Below are 18,530 nucleotides of genomic sequence, written 5' to 3'. Positions count from 1 at the left end.
CGCTCCGTAAGAAGGCGCTAGTTACGACCTTCCTCTACGGCGTGGCAGGCCACCCTGACCCCTTGGAACTGCAGCATCTGCGGACGCTCAATCTTGCAGCGTGCCGTTGCCTTGGGGCAGCGCGGGTGAAAGCTGCAACCGCTAGGCGGGTTGAGTGGGTTGGGGACCTCGCCCTGCACCGGCGTGCGCGACCGCCCCGTCATATGGATGTCGGGAATCGCGTCCAAGAGCATGCGGGTGTACGGATGGCGCGGCTGTTCGAACAACTGCGCCTTATCGGCCAACTCGACCAAACGCCCCAAATACATCACCCCGACTTGATCGGACACATGCCGAACCACGGCCAGATTGTGTGAGATGAACAAATAGGTCAGGCCCTGGGCGCGCTGTTGGTCCTTCATGATGTTGAGCACCTGCGCCTGCACCGACACATCGAGGGCCGAGGTCGGCTCATCACACACCAGAAACTCGGGTTGCGTGGCCAGCGCACGGGCAATCGAGATGCGTTGCCGCTGGCCGCCGGAGAACTGATGCGGGAATTTATCCCGATCCACCGGCGACAAACCGACGGAGCGCAACAACTCGCCAACGCGCTCACGCTGCTGTTCTAAGCCCGCCAGCAAACCATGCTCGCGCAGGGGCTCGGCCACAATGTCCTGCACCTTCCAACGCGGATTCAATGACGCATAGGGATCTTGGAAGATCATCTGCATGCGCCGGCGCAAGGCCAAGGCGGCATTCGAGGCCAAGGTTTTGGCGATATCTTCGCCGTCAAAGCTGACCGACCCGCGCGTGGGCTCGTACAAGCCCACCAACAGGCGTGCGACGGTACTCTTGCCGCAACCGGACTCACCCACCAAAGCCAGCGTCTTCCCGCGAGCAATGCTGAAATCTACACCGTCCACCGCGTGGACAAACTGCTTGGGCTTGCGCTCAATGACCCGGTTCAACCAAGGCGGCGAGACGTCAAAGGTTTTGGCCAGGTCCTTCACCTCCACCAACGGGCGGCTCATCGCGCGGCCTCCTTCTCGGCGCCATGTAGCCAGCACGCAGCTTGGGTGGGGCCTACTGTCCTGAGCTCAGGCCGCTCAATGCGGCAGCGCTCGAACACCTGCGGACAACGCGGATTGAAAGCACAGCCCTGTGGAATGGCATTCAAGCGCGGCATCGCGCCATCGATCTGCAACAGGCGTTCGCGGTCCTCATCCATGGCCGGAATCGAACCCATCAAACCACGGGTATAGGGGTGTGCGGGCCGGTGAATGAGGTCATGGACCGGGCCAATCTCCGCCACACGCCCGGCGTAGAGTACGGCCACCCGATCGCAGGTTTCGGCGATGACGCCCATATCGTGCGTGACCAGCATGACCGCCGCCCCCTGCTCTTTGCAGATGCGTTTGAGCAAAGCAATGATCTGCGCTTGAATTGACACGTCAAGCGCCGTGGTCGGTTCGTCCGCAACGATCAATTTGGGGCTGGCCGCCAAGGCCAAGGCAATCACCACCCGTTGACGCATGCCGCCGGAAAATTGATGCGGGTATTGATCAATGCGGGCCTCGGCGGCGGGAATGCCGGTTTGCTCCAACAACTCAATCGCGCGCTTGCGCGCCTGCGCTTCGGTCAAGTTCAGGTGGGTGGTGATGGTTTCGATCAGCTGCCGCCCCACCGTATAGAGGGGGTTCAGTGATGTCAGTGGATCTTGAAAGATAGCGCCGATCTGCCGGCCGCGGATCTTGCGCATCTGCTCGTAGGGCAAATTGTCGATTCTCTGCCCCTCCAGCAGGATCTCGCCCGAGGCAATCCGACCCGGAGGATCAAGCAGGCCGATGATGGCGGCACCGGTCAGCGACTTACCGGCGCCGGATTCACCCACCACACCCAGAATCTCACCCGGCGCGATGTCCAGATTGATATCGTCAAGCGCCAGCAAGGTTCCGCGCCGTGTCGGAAATTCAACCCGCAGATGGCGGACCTGAAGCAAGGGAGTCGTCATAAAGGGCTCGTCAATTCTCAGCGCAGGCGCGGGTTCAAGGCGTCGCGAAGCCAGTCACCGAGCAGGTTCACGCTCAAAGCAATCAAGACCAGCATCACGCCCGGCCAGATGGTGATCCACCATTCACCCGAGAACAGAAAGTCATTGCCAACCCGGATCAGCGTGCCCAAGGAAGGACTGGTCGGCGGCACACCCACCCCCAGAAAGGACAAAGTCGCCTCGGTGATGATGGCGGCCGCCACCTGAATGGTGGCCAACACCAGCACTGGCCCCAGCACATTGGGCAGCACATGCTTGCGCATGATGCGTGCCGGCCTAACGCCGATGACGCGCGCCGCCTGCACATATTCCTTGTTGCGCTCAACCAAGGTGGAGCCACGCACCGTGCGAGCGTACTGTACCCAACCGGTCAAGGAGATGGCCAAGATCAGCACCAAAAAAGCCAGCGCATCGTGGGCGTTAGGAAACATCGCCCGTCCTACGCCATCGATCAACAGAGCCACCAAGATAGATGGGAAGGACAGCATCACATCGCAAACCCGCATGATGAAGGCGTCGACCTTGCCGCCCAGGAAGCCCGACAGTAGTCCCAGGCCTACTCCGATCAACATCGACAAGAGCACCGAGGCCAGGCCGACGAACAACGAAATTCGCGCGCCATACATCAAGGCCGACAAGATGTCGCGGCCCTGGTCGTCGGTTCCGAGCAAATACTTGCTGCTACCGCCTTCCATCCATGCCGGCGGCAGGCGCGAATCCATCAGTTCCAAAGACGCCAGATCAAAGGGATTGTGCGGCGCCACCCACTCAGCAAAGAGCGCGCAAAACACACAAATCAGAGCGATCAGCGCCGCCGTGACAGCAACCGGTGACGAGCGAAAGGAGTGCCACACATCGCCGTCGAAAAAGCGCGCTATGGCACCCTGCACTGGCACCGGACTAGGAGTTGAACTCATCGGAACAGGTCTCAAGAGAAAAGCATGGGCCGCGGCAGCGCAGCACGCTCAATGGGCCTTGCCTTCAAGGCGCAAGCGCGGGTCAACGGTGAAATAGAGCAAGTCCACCAGCAGATTGATGCTCACGAAGATAAATGAGATCAGGCACAAATAGGCGGCCATCACCGGAATGTCTGCAAACTGGACCGCCTGAATGAAGAGCAAGCCCATGCCCGGCCACTGAAACACCGTCTCGGTGATGATGGCGAAGGCGATCAGCGAACCGAGTTGCAAACCGGTGATCGTGATGACCGGCACCAAGGTGTTTTTCAAGGCATGCCCAAAATAGACGGCGCGATTGCTCAGGCCGCGCGCACGCGCGAACTTGATGTAATCGGTGCGCAGCACCTCCAGCATCTCGGCGCGCACCAGTCGCATGATCAGCGTCAGCTGAAACACCGACAAGGTAATGGCCGGCAAAAGGATGTGACGCAACCCGTCCAGCGATAAGAGCCCGGTGGTCCAGGAGCCCAAGGCGATGACATCGCCCCGACCGAAACTGGGCAGCCATTTGAGCCACACCGCAAAAACCAAGATCAGCAAAATCCCGATCAAAAACGTTGGCAGCGACACACCCAGCAAGGAAAGCATCATCAGCACTTGTGAGCTGGCCCGGCCGCGCCGCAGCGCCGCGAACACACCCAAAGGGATGCCGACACCCAAGGCGATCACGCCGGCCACCATCGACAATTCCAGTGTCGCTGGCAAGCGCTCAATGATCAGCGTCGACACCTTGCGACCCTGCCTCAGGCTCAAGCCGAATTCACCCTGCACCGCATTGGCAACGAAACGCGCAAATTGGACCGGGAAGGGCGCATCCAGTCCCAAATCGTGCCGCAAGGCCACGCGCTGCTCTTCAGTCGCGTCCTGGCCCAGCAAGTTGGTCACCGGATCACCCACGTACTGAAACAACATGAAGGCGATGAAGGCCACCGTCAGCATCACGACAAGAGCCTGGGCCAAGCGTCTGAGAATGAAAACAAGCATGTGTAAGTCGATCGTTAGCCATCTGACGCGCGACGCCAGGCGTCGACAGCCACGAAGTCAAAGTGATAATTCCGGCCAACGCATTGGGTCAGCCAGCCAAGAAGCAGCGCCATGATGGCGAAGACTGCCCCGTGCCACAAACGGGTTAGCCCTGAGTGCCCGTCCGTAGATCCCCGCCCCTGAACAGGCTCAGAGCTGCAAACTCCCGACCAGCGCCTGCCCCGCAGAATCCAAGAGCAAGATGTTGCCGTAGCAGGCTGACGTGCGACTGGATGTGTTGTCGCCATCGGTCATCATGGCCATCGACACCAGCCTGCCAGGGGGCTCGCCAAAGGCTTTTTCGTAGTCGGCCCTCACGTCGCGCTGCTTGCGCTGCCACATCCCCTTGCCGCCGAGGCCGCTGCCCACAACGATCTTGCGAATGCGGTCGCTGCGCGCGCTGATGATCACCGTCTCCGGTGCGGCGCTCGCATCCCACACATACATCAGGGTGGCATAGGGTGGCATTTCACCGGTCAAAGCCTGGGCCAATTCGAATTGCAGACGGTTGCGCATCGAAAGTTTGCTTTCATCACCCGCAAAGCCCAGCAATAAGCGCGCGGGCGCATCGTCGGTATCGGGATCGGTTACCGTCGCACGAGGCTCCAAAGCTTGAATCCACCAATCGAATTGAAGCCGCTCAATGTGAGCCGAATCGACATTCATCGACCGCCTCCAAAGACTCACCGACTGAGTCGCCTGAGCCAATACGCAGGCCTGCCCAGCCCGACTGGCCAAGCTGTACTGTGTGATGCGCTTACCAGGCAAGGCGCGCGGCGACCAGTCGGACAAGGCGGGAGGCATGGCCGCGGCCTCTGCATCGACCACCGGCTCCGTCACGGCACAACCGACCAGGCCACCCATCAGCAGGAAACTCAGCAGCGCCACCCAGCCAGCAGAAAGGCGCGAGCAAGAACTGACAAAACCAGAAAAAAACACAGGGAACTCTCAGGGTGGCGAATCGGTCTGGCGCAAGCAATGTGACAAGCCCGCTACGACCATTTATGAAAAAAGAAAGGGCCGCTCGAAGCGGCCCTTGCCTTAGAACAGCGGTGCCCAGCATAGCTGAGCACGTTAACCCCATCAGAAGCGGTGACGAATGCCGCTGCTGACGCCCACGCGATCCTTGGCGGTATTGCTAAAGCTGACGGCACCACCCAACTTGGTGTAATCCAGCTCAGCATAAACGTCGGTACGCTTGGACAGCGCGTAATCAGCCACCGCGGCAGCAAAGCCAGCCTTGCTCTTGCCACCCAGCACATGATGTGTCTGCTCAGCATACCAACCTTGCAGACCCAGATTCAGTTGCGGGCTGAGTTGATAAGTCAGACCCATGGTGACCATATCGCGCTGCTTGACATCGAGACCCGCGGCATTCAATGCGCTATTCGGGCTGACGGTGTAGTTGTTGGTGTAGGCAGCTTGCAGAACGTTGGTGCCGAGGTCAAACTTGTTTTGAGCCCACGACAGGTTCAAGTACATCGGGCCCGAGGTGTAAGCACCCCCGACCGTCATGCCTTGCACCTTGCGGCCGGCAGTGTCTTTGGCCTCCAAGAAACCAGCACCCAGGGCAAACTCATTCATAACGTAACGAGCCATCGCACCCATGGACTTGTCGGGCGTAGCGCCCTCACCAGCACTCACCTGAGCCTCGGCACGGAAGCCTCCCGCCTCAACCAGATACTTGACCATATTGCTCTGACGACCGCCCATGGCCATGACCGTCTCTGGACGGAAAATCTCGATATAGGGCGAGTACTTGAAAGACGAATAGGTGCTGGTGTAAACGTCGAACAAGACGTTGTACTGGCGACCCAAGGTCAAACGACCATAGTCCTTGGACTCCAAGCCCACCCAGGACTGACGCCAGAACTCGCCGGCGGTTTGAGCACCGGTATCCGAATTCAAGCGATGCTCAAGATTGGCAATCGCTTTCAAACCACCGCCCATGTCTTCCGTGACATTGACACCCAAACGGCTGTTCGACATGCCGCCAGGAATCACTTGCGACAGCGATGAGCCCTTAGTCCCAGCGGTCGTACCCGAATTCGTGGTGTAGCGGACACCCACATCCACGATGCCATAAAGCGTCACGCTGGACTGAGCCCAAGCCGTCGAACTTGCAAGCGCCAAAAGGCCAAGAGCCAAAGCGGTTTTTTTCATGAAAGTCTCCTGCTGTTGTGGAATATCTTTGAATTGATTCTCAAGTATTCAAGAACAGAAAAGAACTCCTTGTTGTCAACTCCCAACAAGCAGAAACCCTGTCATTTGCGAGCTTGCTGCGGCAGATCAAAAAAAAGCCACCCGAAGGTGGCTTTTTGACTCTCCGCGGGGCCGAGGCCCTGCAAAACATCGTTTGGCTTAGAAGCTGTGACGCACGCCGAAGTCGACACCGCCCGACTTGCCGCTGACGGCCACAGCAGGGTTGTTGCCGTTCAGCGAGAAGCTGGCATTGCCGCCGTTTTCGATGTACGAAACGGTGGTGTACAGAGCTGTACGCTTGGACAGGTTGTGGATATAACCTGCGGCTGCCTGACCGGCCTTACCGGTCAGAGCCTTGGCGGCGCCGCCCTTGTCGTACTCGGCGTAAGTGCCCGACACCCACACCACGCCCGAACCGAACACCGGAGCAGACACAGACAGGTTGTAGATGTCTTGGCTGTGTGCGGTGAACTTGGTCTGCGAGTATGTACCCATGACCTTGGCGATGCCGAAGTCATAAGAACCACCCAACACGGTCAGCTTGAACTTATCGGTCGCGCCGAACTCGGTGTAAGCAGCGGCAACGTTGAAAGCGCCAGCCTTGTAGCCCACGCGGCCACCAATGCTCTTGTTGAAGGCGTTGGTGCCCTCACCAGCAGCGATGTCCACGCCACCGTACACGCCGCCCAGATTGGCCGGCAATGTGTAGGAAACTTGGTTGTCGCTACGGCTCATGTCAACCGTGGTGCCCAGCTTGTGGTGCAGATTGAAAGCCGAACCCAGACCAGTGGCGCTCACCGGGTCGAAGTCTTCGATGGCCAACTTGGTGACGGTCTTGAAACGGCCCAGGCGAACTTCGCCCATGCTGTCGGAGATCAAGCTCACGGTCGAGCGACGAGCCCAGAAACCGGTCGAAGAACCGCCGCCGCCGTTGTCAGTGTTGACTTCGCTTTCCAGCCAGAAGCCAGCCTTCAGGCCGCCACCCAGATCTTCAACGCCACGCACGCCGAAACGGCTGGTGCTGCTACCGCCAGAAGCCAAGCTGTAGACATGCTTGCCATTGGCTTCGGTGTAACGAGCCGCTGCATCGACCACGCCGAACAGGGTCACCGACGATTGAGCAGCAGCAACGCCAGCAAACGAGCCGAGAACGGCCAGTGCAACAATAGATTTCTTCATTCGATACTCCTAAAAATTCAACGAGGTCCCAATCGCAGGGTTCCGCAAAGGAACCCATCGGGCCCACCCCCTCAATGGAAGTTGCCGTATTGCACCAGACGAATGAGGCTTTTGCGAGACAAGCCCAACTAAATCAGGGTTTGCGTTGTTGACACACAACGAAAATCACTCATCACAAAAAGTTCATAAAGCCAAAGTCCCCGCGCAAGAGCGACAAAAGCTGGGGACCTAACTTGGAATGCCGAATCTTCGTGAGTTCCACCCTCTTCCGCTCTCATCTCTACACTACGGCCCGCCGCGCAACTTCCGTCCACGCCCAATATGCCCGCCCACGCCAGCCTATCCCCCTTGGATCAGCTCCTCACCAGCGTTGACCACGGCCTGCGCACCGTGTTCGGCGTCCCGCAGTCGGCCAGGCCAAGTCCGGCGGCGCAATCCGCCTCACCGACCAACTTGAGTGCCGAGCAAAAACAGTTGTCTGCGGCGCTGATGCGCGTCAATCATGTGGGCGAGGTTTGCGCGCAAGCGCTTTACCAATCTCAGGCTCTGCTGACCCACAACCCCGGCTTGCGTGAGCATTTCAAGCGCGCCGCCAAGGAAGAAGTCGACCATCTGGCCTGGACTCACCGCCGAATTGAGGAGTTGGGCGGCCATATCAGCCATCTGACGCCACTTTGGTATGGCGGCGCATTTGCGATTGGCAGCCTGGCAGCCTTGGCCGGCGACCAAAACAGCCTGGGTTTTGTCGTCGAGACAGAACGGCAGGTGGAGCAACATCTGGCCAGCCACCTGGATCGGCTACCCGCCGCCGATCACGCCTCACGCGCCATCATCACTCAAATGAAAATTGAAGAGGCGAGCCACGCAGAAGAGGCGCTGGCCGCCGGCGCCAAGCTACTGCCGGCACCGGTCAAGGGACTGATGCGCCTCAGCGCCAAGCTAATGACGCACACCGCTCACTATATTTAGCGCCAATTGGAGGTCGCCGTGGCGCGGCTCACCTGATCAACCCTCAACCAACTCCACCGAGGTGGTGATCGCCGCAGTCTTGCCCAACATGATGCTGGCCGAGCAATACTTCTCGTGCGAAAGCGCCACCGCCCGCTCCACCACCTCTTGCTTCAAGCCGCGGCCGGTGACGACAAAGTGCATATGGATGGCGGTAAACACCTTGGGCTCGGCATCAGCCCGCTCGGCAGTCAGTTTGACCTGACAGCCGCGCACATCATGGCGGCCACGCTTCAAGATCAGCACCACGTCATAAGCGGTGCAACCGCCAGTACCGGCCAGCACAGTTTCCATCGGGCGCGGCGCCAGGTTGTGGCCACCGCCCTCGGGCGCACCGTCCATGCTCAGCAGATGGCCGCTGCCGGTTTCGGCCACAAAAGCCATGCCGGTGTTGCCCATCCAATTGATCGTGCATTCCATACGGTCCGACTCCAGAAAGTTTCGCGGCGCCCCTCCCTTGGGGGGTGTCGCAGAAATCACCGCAAATTTATTGCAGTGCAGCATAACTTGCGTCTAAAATTCTACCTAAGCGAATCTATTCAGAGATATTGCCGAACACGGCCTTCTTGAATCGCACCGTTTGTCTCCTCCACCGCCTCCATGGTGGATTCAGCCCAAGCTTGCAAAAGCTTGGGCTTTTTTTTGCCTATTGACTCCAAATAGGCGCAAACAGGCCCGCCGAGCCCCTCGCTTATCATGTTGCACTGCAATAGATTGCTGCACTTGATTGGCATTGGAGATTTCATGGCTGGCCCCGCTCGAGCAACAAAGAACAAGGTCGACAACAAGCGCAGCAGCGCTTTGCCAGTTCCGCCAGCCCTGCCCGCCCTGATTCCCAGCGACAACAGCTATTTGCAGAAGATTCTCAACGCGCGCGTGTATGAGGCGGCGCGAGAAACATCGCTGACCCCGGCCAAAAACCTTTCCAAACGCCTGGGCAACAAAATTTGGCTCAAACGGGAAGACGAGCAACCGGTCTTCAGCTTCAAACTACGCGGCGCCTATAACAAGATGGCCCACCTGAGCGCCGAGCAGTTGGCGCGCGGCGTCATCTGCGCCTCGGCCGGCAATCATGCCCAGGGCGTGGCCCTGTCCGCCAAGAAGCTGGGCTGCCGCGCCGTCATCGTGATGCCGGCCACCACACCGAAACTCAAAATTGACGCCGTCCACAGCCTTGGCGGCGAAGTCGTGCTGCACGGCGACAGCTATACCGATGCCTACGGCCATGCATTGGCCCTGGAAAAAGAACAGGGGCTGACCTTTGTTCACCCGTTTGACGACCCGGACGTGATTGCCGGCCAGGGCACCATCGCGATGGAGGTGCTGCGCCAACATCAGGGGCCGATTGACGCGATCTTTTGCGCCATCGGTGGCGGCGGTTTGATTTCTGGCGTGGCTGCCTACATCAAGTCGGTACGCCCCGAGATCAAGGTGATCGGCGTGCAAACACGCGACTCCGACGCCATGGTGCGCTCGGTGCGCGCCGGCAAACGGGTGCAATTGAACGATGTGGGTCTGTTCTCCGACGGCACGGCGGTCAAACTGGTGGGAGAGGAGACCTTCCGCATCACGCGCGAGTTGGTCGATGACTTTGTGCTGGTCGACACCGACGCTGTCTGCGCCGCCATCAAAGATGTCTTCGAAGACACTCGCAGCATTCTGGAGCCTGCCGGCGCCCTGGGCGTCGCCGCCATCAAGCAATACGTGGCCGAACATGGCTGCAAGGGCCAAACCTTCATCGCCATCACCTGTGGCGCCAATATGAACTTCGACCGGCTGCGCTTTGTGGCCGAGCGCGCCGAAGTGGGCGAGCACCGCGAAGCCTTGTTTGCCATCACCATCCCCGAAGAGCGCGGCAGCTTCAAGCGCTTTTGCGAATTGCTCGGCCCCCGCAGCGTGACCGAGTTCAATTACCGCATCTCGGATGCCAACAAGGCGCATGTTTTCGTCGGCATCGCCACGCAAAAGCGCGAGGAGTCACTGAAGCTGGCCAAGGCCTTTGCCAAGCAGGGCTTCGAGACATTGGATTTGACCGATAACGAGTTGGCCAAGCAGCACATCCGCCATATGGTCGGCGGCCGCTCCGAATTGGCCCGCGATGAGCGGCTTTACCGATTCATCTTTCCCGAGCGCCCCGGTGCATTGATGAAATTCCTCTCGTCCATGCACCCGGACTGGAACATCAGCCTGTTCCACTACCGCAACCAAGGCGCCGACTACGGCCGCATCTTGGTGGGCATTCAAGTGCCGCCCAGCGACAATGCCGCCCTGCGCAAGTTTTTGGCCTCGCTCAACTATCCATTCGAAGACGAGTCCAACAATCCGGTCTACCAGCTCTTCCTGCGCTGAGCCCGAGGGCGCCGCCCCGGCCGCACCGACAAAAGGGCATTTGCGGATGGGCAGTGTCACGCATTGAATTCAAAATGCTGGCTTTTGCATTGCTTGCGCCCGCCCGTTCACCCCTGACCTCCGATCTGCGCCCGCTTCTTCCACCATGTCGCTGCAACAGTCCCTGATTTCGCCGACGGCCAATCCCGAGCTGGAAAAGGCCTTGCGTGACCGGGTCGACCGCCAAGCGGCCCATGCGGGCGGACTGGGTGAGCTTGAGCCCTTGGCCGTGCGCCTGGGGCTGGTTCAGAACACCTTGACTCCGCGTTTTCGCGACCCGGTACTGGCCCTGTTCGCCGCCGACCATGGTCTGGTGGTGGACAGTATCGGCAACCAATGGGGTCGCAGCACCCGTGAACAAGCGATGTTGGCGCTGCAAAACCGTCTCCCGGTGTCGGTGTTTGCGCGCATTCAGGGGCTTCAATTGGCGGTGGTCGATTGCGGTATCGCCGAGACCCTGACTCCGCACGCCAAATTGCTGTCGCGCAAGATTGCCCATGGCACACGCAACGCCCGCGTCGGCCCCGCCATGAGCCTCGAGCAAGCCCATGCCGGCGTCCGTGTGGGCATGGAAATCGCGGATAAATTGGCCGGCAATGTGCTGGCCTGCGCCGGCATGGGTCAAGGTTCGGACGAGAGCGCCGCCTTGGTACTCTCGCGGCTGACGAACGCGCCGGTACGTGATTTCGTCGTCTCCGGCCCCGATATGCGCCAAGACGACTTGGCCCATTTGTTGGCAGTCTTGCAGGGCGCTCAGTCGCGTCACCGCGAAGTCAACGACCCGATGGAGGTGCTGGCGGCTTTCGGTGGTTTTGAAATTGCGGTGATGGTGGGCGCCATGCTGGTGTCCGCCTCGAAACGCCATCTGATCATCGTCGACGGCATCAGCGCCTGTGCGGCGCTGAAGGTCGCAGCCAGAATCGCTTCGCCTGTGACCGACTACGCCGTTTTTTGCCGCAGCCATGTGCACCGCGGTTTGGACGAAGCATTGGCCCTCTTCCACGCCTCGGCTTTGTTGGAGTTGGGCATGGACAGCGCCGACGGCACCGGTGCTGCTTTAGCTTGGCCCATGATTCGCAGCGCAGCCGCGCTGCTGACCGATCTGCATGAGGTGAGCGACCCGCGCCAGATCACCTTGAGCCAAGGCCTAGATTCGCTGCCGCCATCACCCACGGCAACAACGCCCGCCCCAGCAGGCCCGACGCTGCCGGCCCGCGCGCTCTAAACAAAGAGGATCAGCGCGCCGGAGGCCCCGAGGGGTCGCTCAGTGGCAAGGCGGCGGGCACATTGCCGTAGGGTGGATCTTGCGCCGCGACCGCTGTGGGCGGCTGCACGGCACCGCCGAGCACCACCGGCGAAGCTTGCGCCGGTTGCAGCGCGCCGGTAGCTGCCGGTGCTGGTGCCGACATTTGCAGCGTGATGCTGCTCACGCCCGCCTCACCCAAACTGGCCGAACGGGCATCAACGCTCAACAAGCGAAGATTGCCATCCACCAAGGCGCCCACTCGCACGGTACGGGCCACACCGTCGACCGCAATCAAGGCCACACCCTCACCAGACTGGGCGGCCTTCAGGCTTTTTGGTGCCACCACGCCGAGCAGCTTGAAGCGACTTTCCGAAGGCGCCACTTCTGCAGCCGCCACCAAAGGCGCCGCGCCGAACAAGCGCGTCAGGTCGGCCTGCTGGCCTTGCCGCTCGATCGCGGGCAGCGCTTGAGCCGGTGTGGCCAAGGGCTTCGCCAACAGCTGAATCAGCCAATAGCCACCGCTATAGGCCAGCAAGCCCCACAGCAAAAAAGCAATCAATCGTGCAAGCATCGGCAGATTATGATTCAAGCGCCGCGCTACCCTAGAGCTGCGGAGTTATTGCAACAAGGCCGCAACGATTTATGCCCACAAAAGCTCAGCTCATTTCGTCCCCATCGGCGTCCGGCGGCCTCCGCCGCGGCTTGGCACGCGGTTTCACCCTGATTGAATTGCTGGTGGTGCTGGTCATCATTGGCGTGCTGGCGGCCCTGGTGGTGCCCAATGTGCTGGACCGCGCCGACGAAGCCCGCGTCACCGCCGCGCGCACCGATGTCAACAACCTGATGCAGGCCCTGAAGCTCTACAAACTCGACAACCAGCGCTACCCCAGCCAAGAACAGGGTCTGGATGCGCTGGTGCGCAAGCCCACAGCCGGCACGCCGCCGGCGAACTGGAAGCCCTATATCGAGAAGCTGCCGATGGACCCCTGGAAGAACCCCTACCAGTACGCCAACCCCGGCATCAAGGGTGAGATCGACGTCTACAGCTTCGGCGCCGACGGCCGCGCCGGGGGCGAAGGCAATGACGCCGACATTGGCTCCTGGCAGTAAGCCCTCCGGCGCCCGCACGCCAGTGCCCCGGCGCCCCACTCTTGGTTTCACCTTGATCGAATTGCTGGTGGTGGTGGCGCTGATCGCCATTGCTACGGCAACGGTCAGCCTGTCGCTGCGCGACCCGGCCGCGGTGCAACTGGAGCGCGAGGCCGAGCGCCTGGCGGCGCTGTTTGAAACGGCACGTGCCGAGAGCCGCGCCGCCGGCTTGACCGTCACCTGGCGGCCGGTCCAAGACGACAGCAAGGATCAATTCCGTTTCAGCGGTCTGCCGGCGCGCATCCAACTGCCACAGCGTTGGCTCGGCGACGGCGTGGCGGTGCAGATCGCAGGGGCTCGCCAGGTCACGCTGGGGCCGGAGCCGATGATTGGCGCACAAAAAGTCCAGCTGAGCCTGGGTCAGCAGCATCTGCTGCTGAGCACCGACGGTCTGTCAGCGTTTGAAGTCTTGCCGGTGCCTGCGCCTTGAGGCCCGGCTCGCGTCGGCGCATCGCGCGCGTCTCCCATTCTTCGCGCTCTTCGCGCTCCTCGCGCCCCTCGGGCCCAAGAGGTTTCACCTTGATCGAGGTGCTGGTGGCACTGGTCATCGTGGCCATCGCCCTGGGCGCCGGCATCAAGGCCGCCGGCGCACTGACCGACAACGCCGATCGACTGCGCAGCATCAGTGCGGCTCAATGGTGCGCCGAAAACCAATTGACCGAGCTGCGCCTGTCCAAGCAATTCCCGGGCGTGGGCGATTCCGACTTCAGCTGCGAGCAGTTTGGCCGCAGCTACGCCGGCCGCGTCACCGTGCGCCCGACACCTAACCCGAACTTTCGCCGGGTCGATGCCGTAGTGCTGAACGAGGCCGGCCAGCAGCAACTGCTGCTCTCCACCATCATGGGGCGGTTTTGAGATGCGGCGCCGGCAAAGCGGATTCACCTTGATCGAGGTATTGGTGGCCCTGGTCGTGATGGCGACCATGGCCATCATGGCTTGGCGCGGCCTGGATGCGCTGATGAAAAGCCGCGAGTTGGCACAGACCCATATCGACCAAAGCGCGCGCCTGCAAACCGTGATCGCGCAGTGGGAGCAAGACCTGCGCTCGGTTCAAGACCCTGGGCGCGCCGATGCGCTGGCTTTTGACGGCGCCAGCCTGCGCCTGATCCGCCAGCATGCCCAAGGCCTACAGGTGGTGAGCTGGAGCGTTCGCAGCGGCACCCTGTATCGCTGGGAAAGCAAACCGGCCCAAACGGCGGCGGCGCTGGACGACAGCGTGCAGCGTGCCTCGCAACTGCTGCCGCAAGACAGCGGTCAACTCCGGGCGCTCGAGGGCATCAGCGGCTGGCAGTTGTATTGCTACCGCGGCAACAGCTGGAGCAATTGCCTGTCCACCGGCAATGTGCAGAGCGCGGCGCCGCCCGCTTCCGCAGCCAGTGGCGTGCCCCTGCCCCCCGGCAACACCCAGCGCCAGGCCTTGCCCAGCGGCGTGCGCATGGTGATGCAGTTTGCGCCCAGCAGCGGCTTCAACGGCGCGCTGACTCGACAGATTGAATTGGTCACAACGCCATGAAGCGCCAAGCTCAAGCCGGCGCTGCGCTGCTGACGGCCATGATCATCGTCACCCTGGTGGCCAGCCTGGCCTCAGCCATGGTCTGGCGCCAGTACCGGGCAGTGCAGATCGAGGCGGCCGAGCGCGCACGCGCCCAGGCCGCTTGGATTTTGCAAGGCTCGCTCGACTGGGCGCGTTTGATCTTGCGCGAAGACGCGATCGAAAACCTGCGCGTCGCCGCCCGCGGCGATCCGCCGATGGACCATCTGGGCGAGGTCTGGGCCGTGCCGCTGGCCGAGGCGCGGCTGTCGACCTTTTTGGCGGCCGAAAAGAGCAATGCCGAAGACGGCCCGGAAGCCTTTCTGTCCGGCAGCATCGAGGACGCCCAGTCACGCTACAACCTGCGCAATCTGCTGAACGCCGGACCGCTACCGGCGCTGGAAAAGCGCGTACTGGAGCGGCTGTGCACCAGCGCTGCTGCGCCGCCCGGCACGGCCGATCTGATCATCAAGCAGTTGCGTGCCGCCTTTGAAGTGCCTTCTAGCCCCGCATCGGGCGGTGCCAGTGCCCCCGCCGTGGCTGATGTGGTCGACAGGGGAGACAAAGGCGACGCCCCCTTGCAGCCCAAAACCCTCGATCAATTGACTTGGCTGGGTTTGAGTGCCGATACGGTGGAGCGACTGCGGCCCCTGCTGATCCTCTTGCCCTCGCCGACGCCAGTGAACCTGAACACGGCGCCGCGCGATGTCATCGCGGCCCTGTTCGACCAGATGGATCTCGCCTCGGCCGAACGCTTGGTGCAAGCGCGCCAATCCACGCCGCTCAAAACCGTGCAAGACAGCGCGGCCTACTTTCCGCCCAATGTGGTGGTGAGCCCGGACCGCGCGGCGACGACCTCCTCTTTTTTCATCGTCAAGGGCCGCTTGCGGCTTGAAGAGCGGGTCCTGGAAGAACGCTCGCTGATTCAAAGACGCAGCCGCGACATGGTGGTGCTGGACCGACGCCGTGTCAGCCAACAGTTGGAAGGCAAGCCCTGAGCCGCGGCGCTCTGCTATGAAAACGCTACAAATAAGTGTTCTAAGTTATTGATTTCAGACCTTTGGGTTTTTGCCGCCTCCTAGAATGCGCCAGCAACGATCGCCGTTATGAGTACTCTGCTCCTCTTCCTGCCTGCACGCAGCCGCCTGCAGGCCCAAGGCCGTGCCACCCAGTCACTTGAAGGGCTGGGTAGCGGTGCGTCCGCACGCGAGTACAACTATCTGCTCAGCAGCGACGGCACCGGCATCAGCTCGCAAGGCTGCCGCAGCGCGGCCAAGCTGCCTCATGCTGAACAAGTGATCGCCATCCCGGCCGAGTCGGACCTGGCCTGGCAGCGCGTCACGCTGCCGCGCGCCGGCCGGCAGATGCGCTCTGCCCTGGCTGGCATGCTGGAGGAATCGCTGCTGGAAGATCCGGACGGCCTGCACTTCGCCATCGAGCCGGAAGCGGTTGGCGGCGACACCGCCTGGGTCGCCATCACCTCGCGCGCTTGGCTGCAACAGCAGCTGGCCGAGTTGGAAGCAGCACAGGTTTTTGTCGACCGCATCGCCCCACTCAGCTGGCCCGACGCCCCGCCGCGCGGACATTTTTACGAGACCGGCAGCGAAAGCAGCCCGATTGGCTTGCGCTGGAGCCACCCCGAAGGCGTGACCAGCCTGCCCATCGACGGCAGCCTGACGCGGCAACTCTTTCCGGCCTCGCTGGTGCAGATGACGCAGTGGAGCGCCGCCCCAGCCGTGGCCGCCCAGGCCGAGCGTTGGCTGGGCACCGCGGTGCAGGTGCTGACGCCGAATCAACGCGCACTCGCTGTCATCGACAGCCCCTGGAATCTGCGCCAGTTTGAACTGGCTCCGCGGACCCGCGGTCTGCGCGCCTTGCGCAACCTGCTGCGGGAACTGATGCGCCGCAATTGGCGGCCGGTGCGCTGGGGACTGGCGGGGCTGGTTGCCGTTCACCTGCTGGGCCTGAACCTGTTGGCCTGGCAGCAAAGCCAGCAGGTCAAGGCGCGCCGCTTGGCGCTGGACAGCACGCTGACGCAAGCCTTCCCCCAGTTGCGCGTCATTCGTGATGCGCCGATACAGATGCAAAGGGAAACCGACCTGCTGCGCGCCAGCGCCGGGCGCGCCAGTGAGCAAGATCTGGAGTCACTGCTGGCCGCGGCGGCCATCGCTTGGCCGACCGAGCGTGGGCCCGTGGACTCGCTCGCCTTTGAGCCCGGCCGTCTGCAGCTGCCGTCGGCAGGCTGGAGCGAGGCCCAGATTCAACAATTCCGCACCCAGCTGCGCAGCGAAGGCTGGCAGCTTGAAACCAGCGAGGGTCGCCTGACGGTGAGCCGCGCGCCCCGGGTTTCGTCGCCCGACAGCAAGGGCAAGACATCATGAGCCAAGCCAAGATCGCCAATTGGCAGGCCCTCAAAACCCAGGCGCAAACGCAATGGGCCGGCCTGGGTGAGCGAGAACGCCTGTCATTGCAATTGGTCGCTTGGGTGCTGGGCGCCCTGCTGATCTGGCTGCTGGCCGTGCAGCCCGGCCTGCGCGTGCTGCGGCAAGCCCCAGGGCAGCTGCAGACGCTGGAAGCACAGCTACAAGACATGCAAGCGCTGGCGCTTGAAGTACGCGAACTGCGCGCCACCCCGGCGGTGCCCGCGGCCCTGGCCGTGCAGGCCTTGCAAGCGGCCAGCGAGCACTTGGGGCCGGGCGCCAAGCTGAGTCTGAATGGTGACCGCGCCATCTTGAACCTCAACGGCATCGGCGCCGAAGCCTTGCAGGCCTGGCTGGGCGAGGTGCGCAGCGCTGCTCGCGCCAAGCCGCTAGAGGCCAAGCTGCAGCGCGGCCCTAATGGCTATAGCGGCAGCATCGTGCTGAGCCTGAGTGGAGCCACGCCATGAGCGCCGCCTTCTCCATCAAGCGCTGGTTGCAGCGCGGCAAGCCCGGCGAGGACCAAGCCCCCTTGACCGAAATGGCCAGTACCCAGTGGCAGGACTCCCGCCAGGTCGAGCCGGCCTGGCGCGGCCGCAGTAACGCCGCATTCCGCTGGAGCGTGGCCGGCGCCGTGCTGGGTGGTCTGTGCTCTTTGATCGCGTTTGCGCCGGCCAGTTGGCTGGCCCAGGGTCTGGCCAGCGCCAGCCAAGGTCATCTCTTGATCACCGACACGCGCGGCAGCATCTGGAATGGTAGCGGCGTGCTGGTCTTGACCGGCGGCACCGACAGCCGCGACGCCAGCCAATTGCCGGGCCGTCTGCGCTGGACCATGGGCTTGAAAGGCCTGGGCATGCAATTGCGCGCCTCGCAGGACTGCTGCATCAATGGCGAATTGCAGATGCTGATCCAGCCGGGCTGGGGGCGCGTAGAACTGAGCCTGTCCAGCCACGCCGACTGGTTGGCGCGTTACCCCGCTGCCTGGCTGGCAGGCCTGGGCACACCCTGGAACACGCTGCAGCTGGGAGGCTCCTTGCGCTTGGCCAGCCGTGACTTCAGGCTGGAGTGGGTGCAAGGCCGCTGGCGTCAATTTGGCCAGTTAGACCTGGACCTGCTCAATCTGTCCTCACGCATCAGCACCTTGGCGCCCTTGGGCAGCTATCGTTTCAGCCTGGCCCCGGAATCCAATGATCCAAGCAAGGCGGGCGTCAGCACCATGAACCTGATCACGCTGGACGGCGCACTGCTGCTGACCGGCCAAGGCACGATAGGGTCAGGCAAGGCCCGCTTCCTCGGTGAAGCCAGCGCCGCACCGGGCCGCGAGGCGGCCCTGGGCAATCTTCTGAATATCATCGGGCGGCGCCAAGGCGCGCGCTCTGTCATTTCGATTGGATGA

At 62.0% G+C, this 18,530-nt stretch carries 20 protein-coding genes; 11 read left to right on the top strand and 9 right to left on the bottom strand.

What is annotated here, in order from left to right; all coding sequences use genetic code 11:
- Positions 1-17 precede the first annotated feature (17 nt).
- The 7 genes from WG899_RS12545 to WG899_RS12515 form a co-directional block, all read right to left on the bottom strand.
- Positions 18-1,013 (bottom strand): ABC transporter ATP-binding protein, encoded by a 996-nt coding sequence (locus WG899_RS12545; protein ID WP_339595993.1) that lies wholly within the window; start codon positions 1,011-1,013, stop codon positions 18-20.
- Entirely contained in the window at positions 1,010-1,993 is a 984-nt protein-coding gene (locus tag WG899_RS12540; RefSeq protein WP_339595992.1) for an ABC transporter ATP-binding protein, read from the bottom strand. The genes WG899_RS12545 and WG899_RS12540 overlap by 4 nt, the downstream gene beginning before the upstream one ends.
- A 17-nt stretch (positions 1,994-2,010) precedes the next feature.
- Positions 2,011-2,949 carry an ABC transporter permease gene (locus tag WG899_RS12535; protein ID WP_444718839.1) on the bottom strand — a complete coding sequence of 313 codons (939 nt, stop codon included), beginning with the start codon at positions 2,947-2,949 and terminating at the stop codon, positions 2,011-2,013.
- Positions 2,950-2,997: 48 nt separating this feature from the next.
- Positions 2,998-3,975, bottom strand: coding sequence for an ABC transporter permease (locus WG899_RS12530; RefSeq protein WP_339595991.1), 978 nt, complete (start codon positions 3,973-3,975; stop codon positions 2,998-3,000).
- Between the two features lie 189 nt (positions 3,976-4,164).
- Positions 4,165-4,953, bottom strand: a complete 789-nt coding sequence (locus WG899_RS12525; RefSeq protein WP_339595990.1) for a DUF3047 domain-containing protein — start codon at positions 4,951-4,953, stop codon at positions 4,165-4,167.
- A gap of 144 nt (positions 4,954-5,097) precedes the next feature.
- A complete protein-coding gene (locus tag WG899_RS12520; RefSeq protein WP_339595989.1) occupies positions 5,098-6,177 on the bottom strand; it encodes a porin in 1,080 nt (359 codons plus the stop codon).
- A gap of 198 nt (positions 6,178-6,375) precedes the next feature.
- Positions 6,376-7,395, bottom strand: a complete 1,020-nt coding sequence (locus WG899_RS12515; protein ID WP_339595988.1) for a porin — start codon at positions 7,393-7,395, stop codon at positions 6,376-6,378.
- A 321-nt stretch (positions 7,396-7,716) separates the two neighbouring features.
- Here WG899_RS12515 and coq7 point away from each other — a divergent pair, with 321 nt between their 5' ends.
- Positions 7,717-8,364: a 2-polyprenyl-3-methyl-6-methoxy-1,4-benzoquinone monooxygenase gene (coq7, locus tag WG899_RS12510; RefSeq protein WP_339595987.1), complete on the top strand. Its 648-nt coding sequence runs from the start codon at positions 7,717-7,719 to the stop codon at positions 8,362-8,364.
- A 36-nt stretch (positions 8,365-8,400) separates the two neighbouring features.
- Here coq7 and WG899_RS12505 read toward each other — a convergent pair whose 3' ends face one another.
- Positions 8,401-8,823 carry an OsmC family protein gene (locus WG899_RS12505; RefSeq protein ID WP_339595986.1) on the bottom strand — a complete coding sequence of 141 codons (423 nt, stop codon included), beginning with the start codon at positions 8,821-8,823 and terminating at the stop codon, positions 8,401-8,403.
- A gap of 324 nt (positions 8,824-9,147) precedes the next feature.
- Here WG899_RS12505 and ilvA point away from each other — a divergent pair, with 324 nt between their 5' ends.
- Positions 9,148-10,752 (top strand): threonine ammonia-lyase, biosynthetic, encoded by a 1,605-nt coding sequence (ilvA, locus tag WG899_RS12500; protein ID WP_339595985.1) that lies wholly within the window; start codon positions 9,148-9,150, stop codon positions 10,750-10,752.
- Positions 10,753-10,897: 145 nt separating this feature from the next.
- Positions 10,898-12,016, top strand: coding sequence for a nicotinate-nucleotide--dimethylbenzimidazole phosphoribosyltransferase (locus WG899_RS12495; RefSeq protein ID WP_339595984.1), 1,119 nt, complete (start codon positions 10,898-10,900; stop codon positions 12,014-12,016).
- A 10-nt stretch (positions 12,017-12,026) separates the two neighbouring features.
- Here WG899_RS12495 and WG899_RS12490 read toward each other — a convergent pair whose 3' ends face one another.
- On the bottom strand, positions 12,027-12,608 hold the full coding sequence (locus WG899_RS12490; RefSeq protein ID WP_339595983.1) for a hypothetical protein: 582 nt from the start codon (positions 12,606-12,608) through the stop codon (positions 12,027-12,029).
- Between the two features lie 71 nt (positions 12,609-12,679).
- On the opposite strand from WG899_RS12490, the gene gspG reads away from it, so the two are divergent.
- The 8 genes from gspG to WG899_RS12450 all read left to right on the top strand — a co-directional run bounded on the left by gspG (position 12,680) and on the right by WG899_RS12450 (position 18,530).
- Positions 12,680-13,147, top strand: a complete 468-nt coding sequence (gene gspG / locus WG899_RS12485; RefSeq protein WP_339595982.1) for a type II secretion system major pseudopilin GspG — start codon at positions 12,680-12,682, stop codon at positions 13,145-13,147.
- Positions 13,119-13,616 carry a pilus assembly FimT family protein gene (locus WG899_RS12480; RefSeq protein ID WP_339595981.1) on the top strand — a complete coding sequence of 166 codons (498 nt, stop codon included), beginning with the start codon at positions 13,119-13,121 and terminating at the stop codon, positions 13,614-13,616. The genes gspG and WG899_RS12480 overlap by 29 nt, the downstream gene beginning before the upstream one ends.
- Before the next feature lie 20 nt (positions 13,617-13,636).
- Entirely contained in the window at positions 13,637-14,041 is a 405-nt protein-coding gene (gspI, locus tag WG899_RS12475; protein ID WP_339596080.1) for a type II secretion system minor pseudopilin GspI, read from the top strand.
- Between the two features lies 1 nt (position 14,042).
- A complete protein-coding gene (locus tag WG899_RS12470; protein WP_339595980.1) occupies positions 14,043-14,699 on the top strand; it encodes a PulJ/GspJ family protein in 657 nt (218 codons plus the stop codon).
- Entirely contained in the window at positions 14,696-15,715 is a 1,020-nt protein-coding gene (gene gspK / locus WG899_RS12465) for a type II secretion system minor pseudopilin GspK (protein WP_339595979.1), read from the top strand. The genes WG899_RS12470 and gspK overlap by 4 nt, the downstream gene beginning before the upstream one ends.
- 108 nt (positions 15,716-15,823) lie before the next feature.
- Positions 15,824-17,098, top strand: coding sequence for a type II secretion system protein GspL (gspL, locus tag WG899_RS12460; RefSeq protein ID WP_339595978.1), 1,275 nt, complete (start codon positions 15,824-15,826; stop codon positions 17,096-17,098).
- Positions 17,095-17,604 (top strand): type II secretion system protein M, encoded by a 510-nt coding sequence (locus tag WG899_RS12455; protein ID WP_339595977.1) that lies wholly within the window; start codon positions 17,095-17,097, stop codon positions 17,602-17,604. The genes gspL and WG899_RS12455 overlap by 4 nt, the downstream gene beginning before the upstream one ends.
- Complete coding sequence (locus WG899_RS12450; RefSeq protein WP_339595976.1) at positions 17,601-18,530, top strand: type II secretion system protein N; 930 nt, start codon at positions 17,601-17,603, stop codon at positions 18,528-18,530. The genes WG899_RS12455 and WG899_RS12450 overlap by 4 nt, the downstream gene beginning before the upstream one ends.

Origin of the sequence: Paucibacter hankyongi (assembly GCF_037482915.1) — a bacterium.
GTDB classification, from domain to species: domain Bacteria; phylum Pseudomonadota; class Gammaproteobacteria; order Burkholderiales; family Burkholderiaceae_C; genus Paucibacter_A; species Paucibacter_A hankyongi.
The sequence above is the reverse complement of the archived record's forward strand: the minus strand, read 5'-3'. Positions and strand labels throughout refer to the sequence as shown.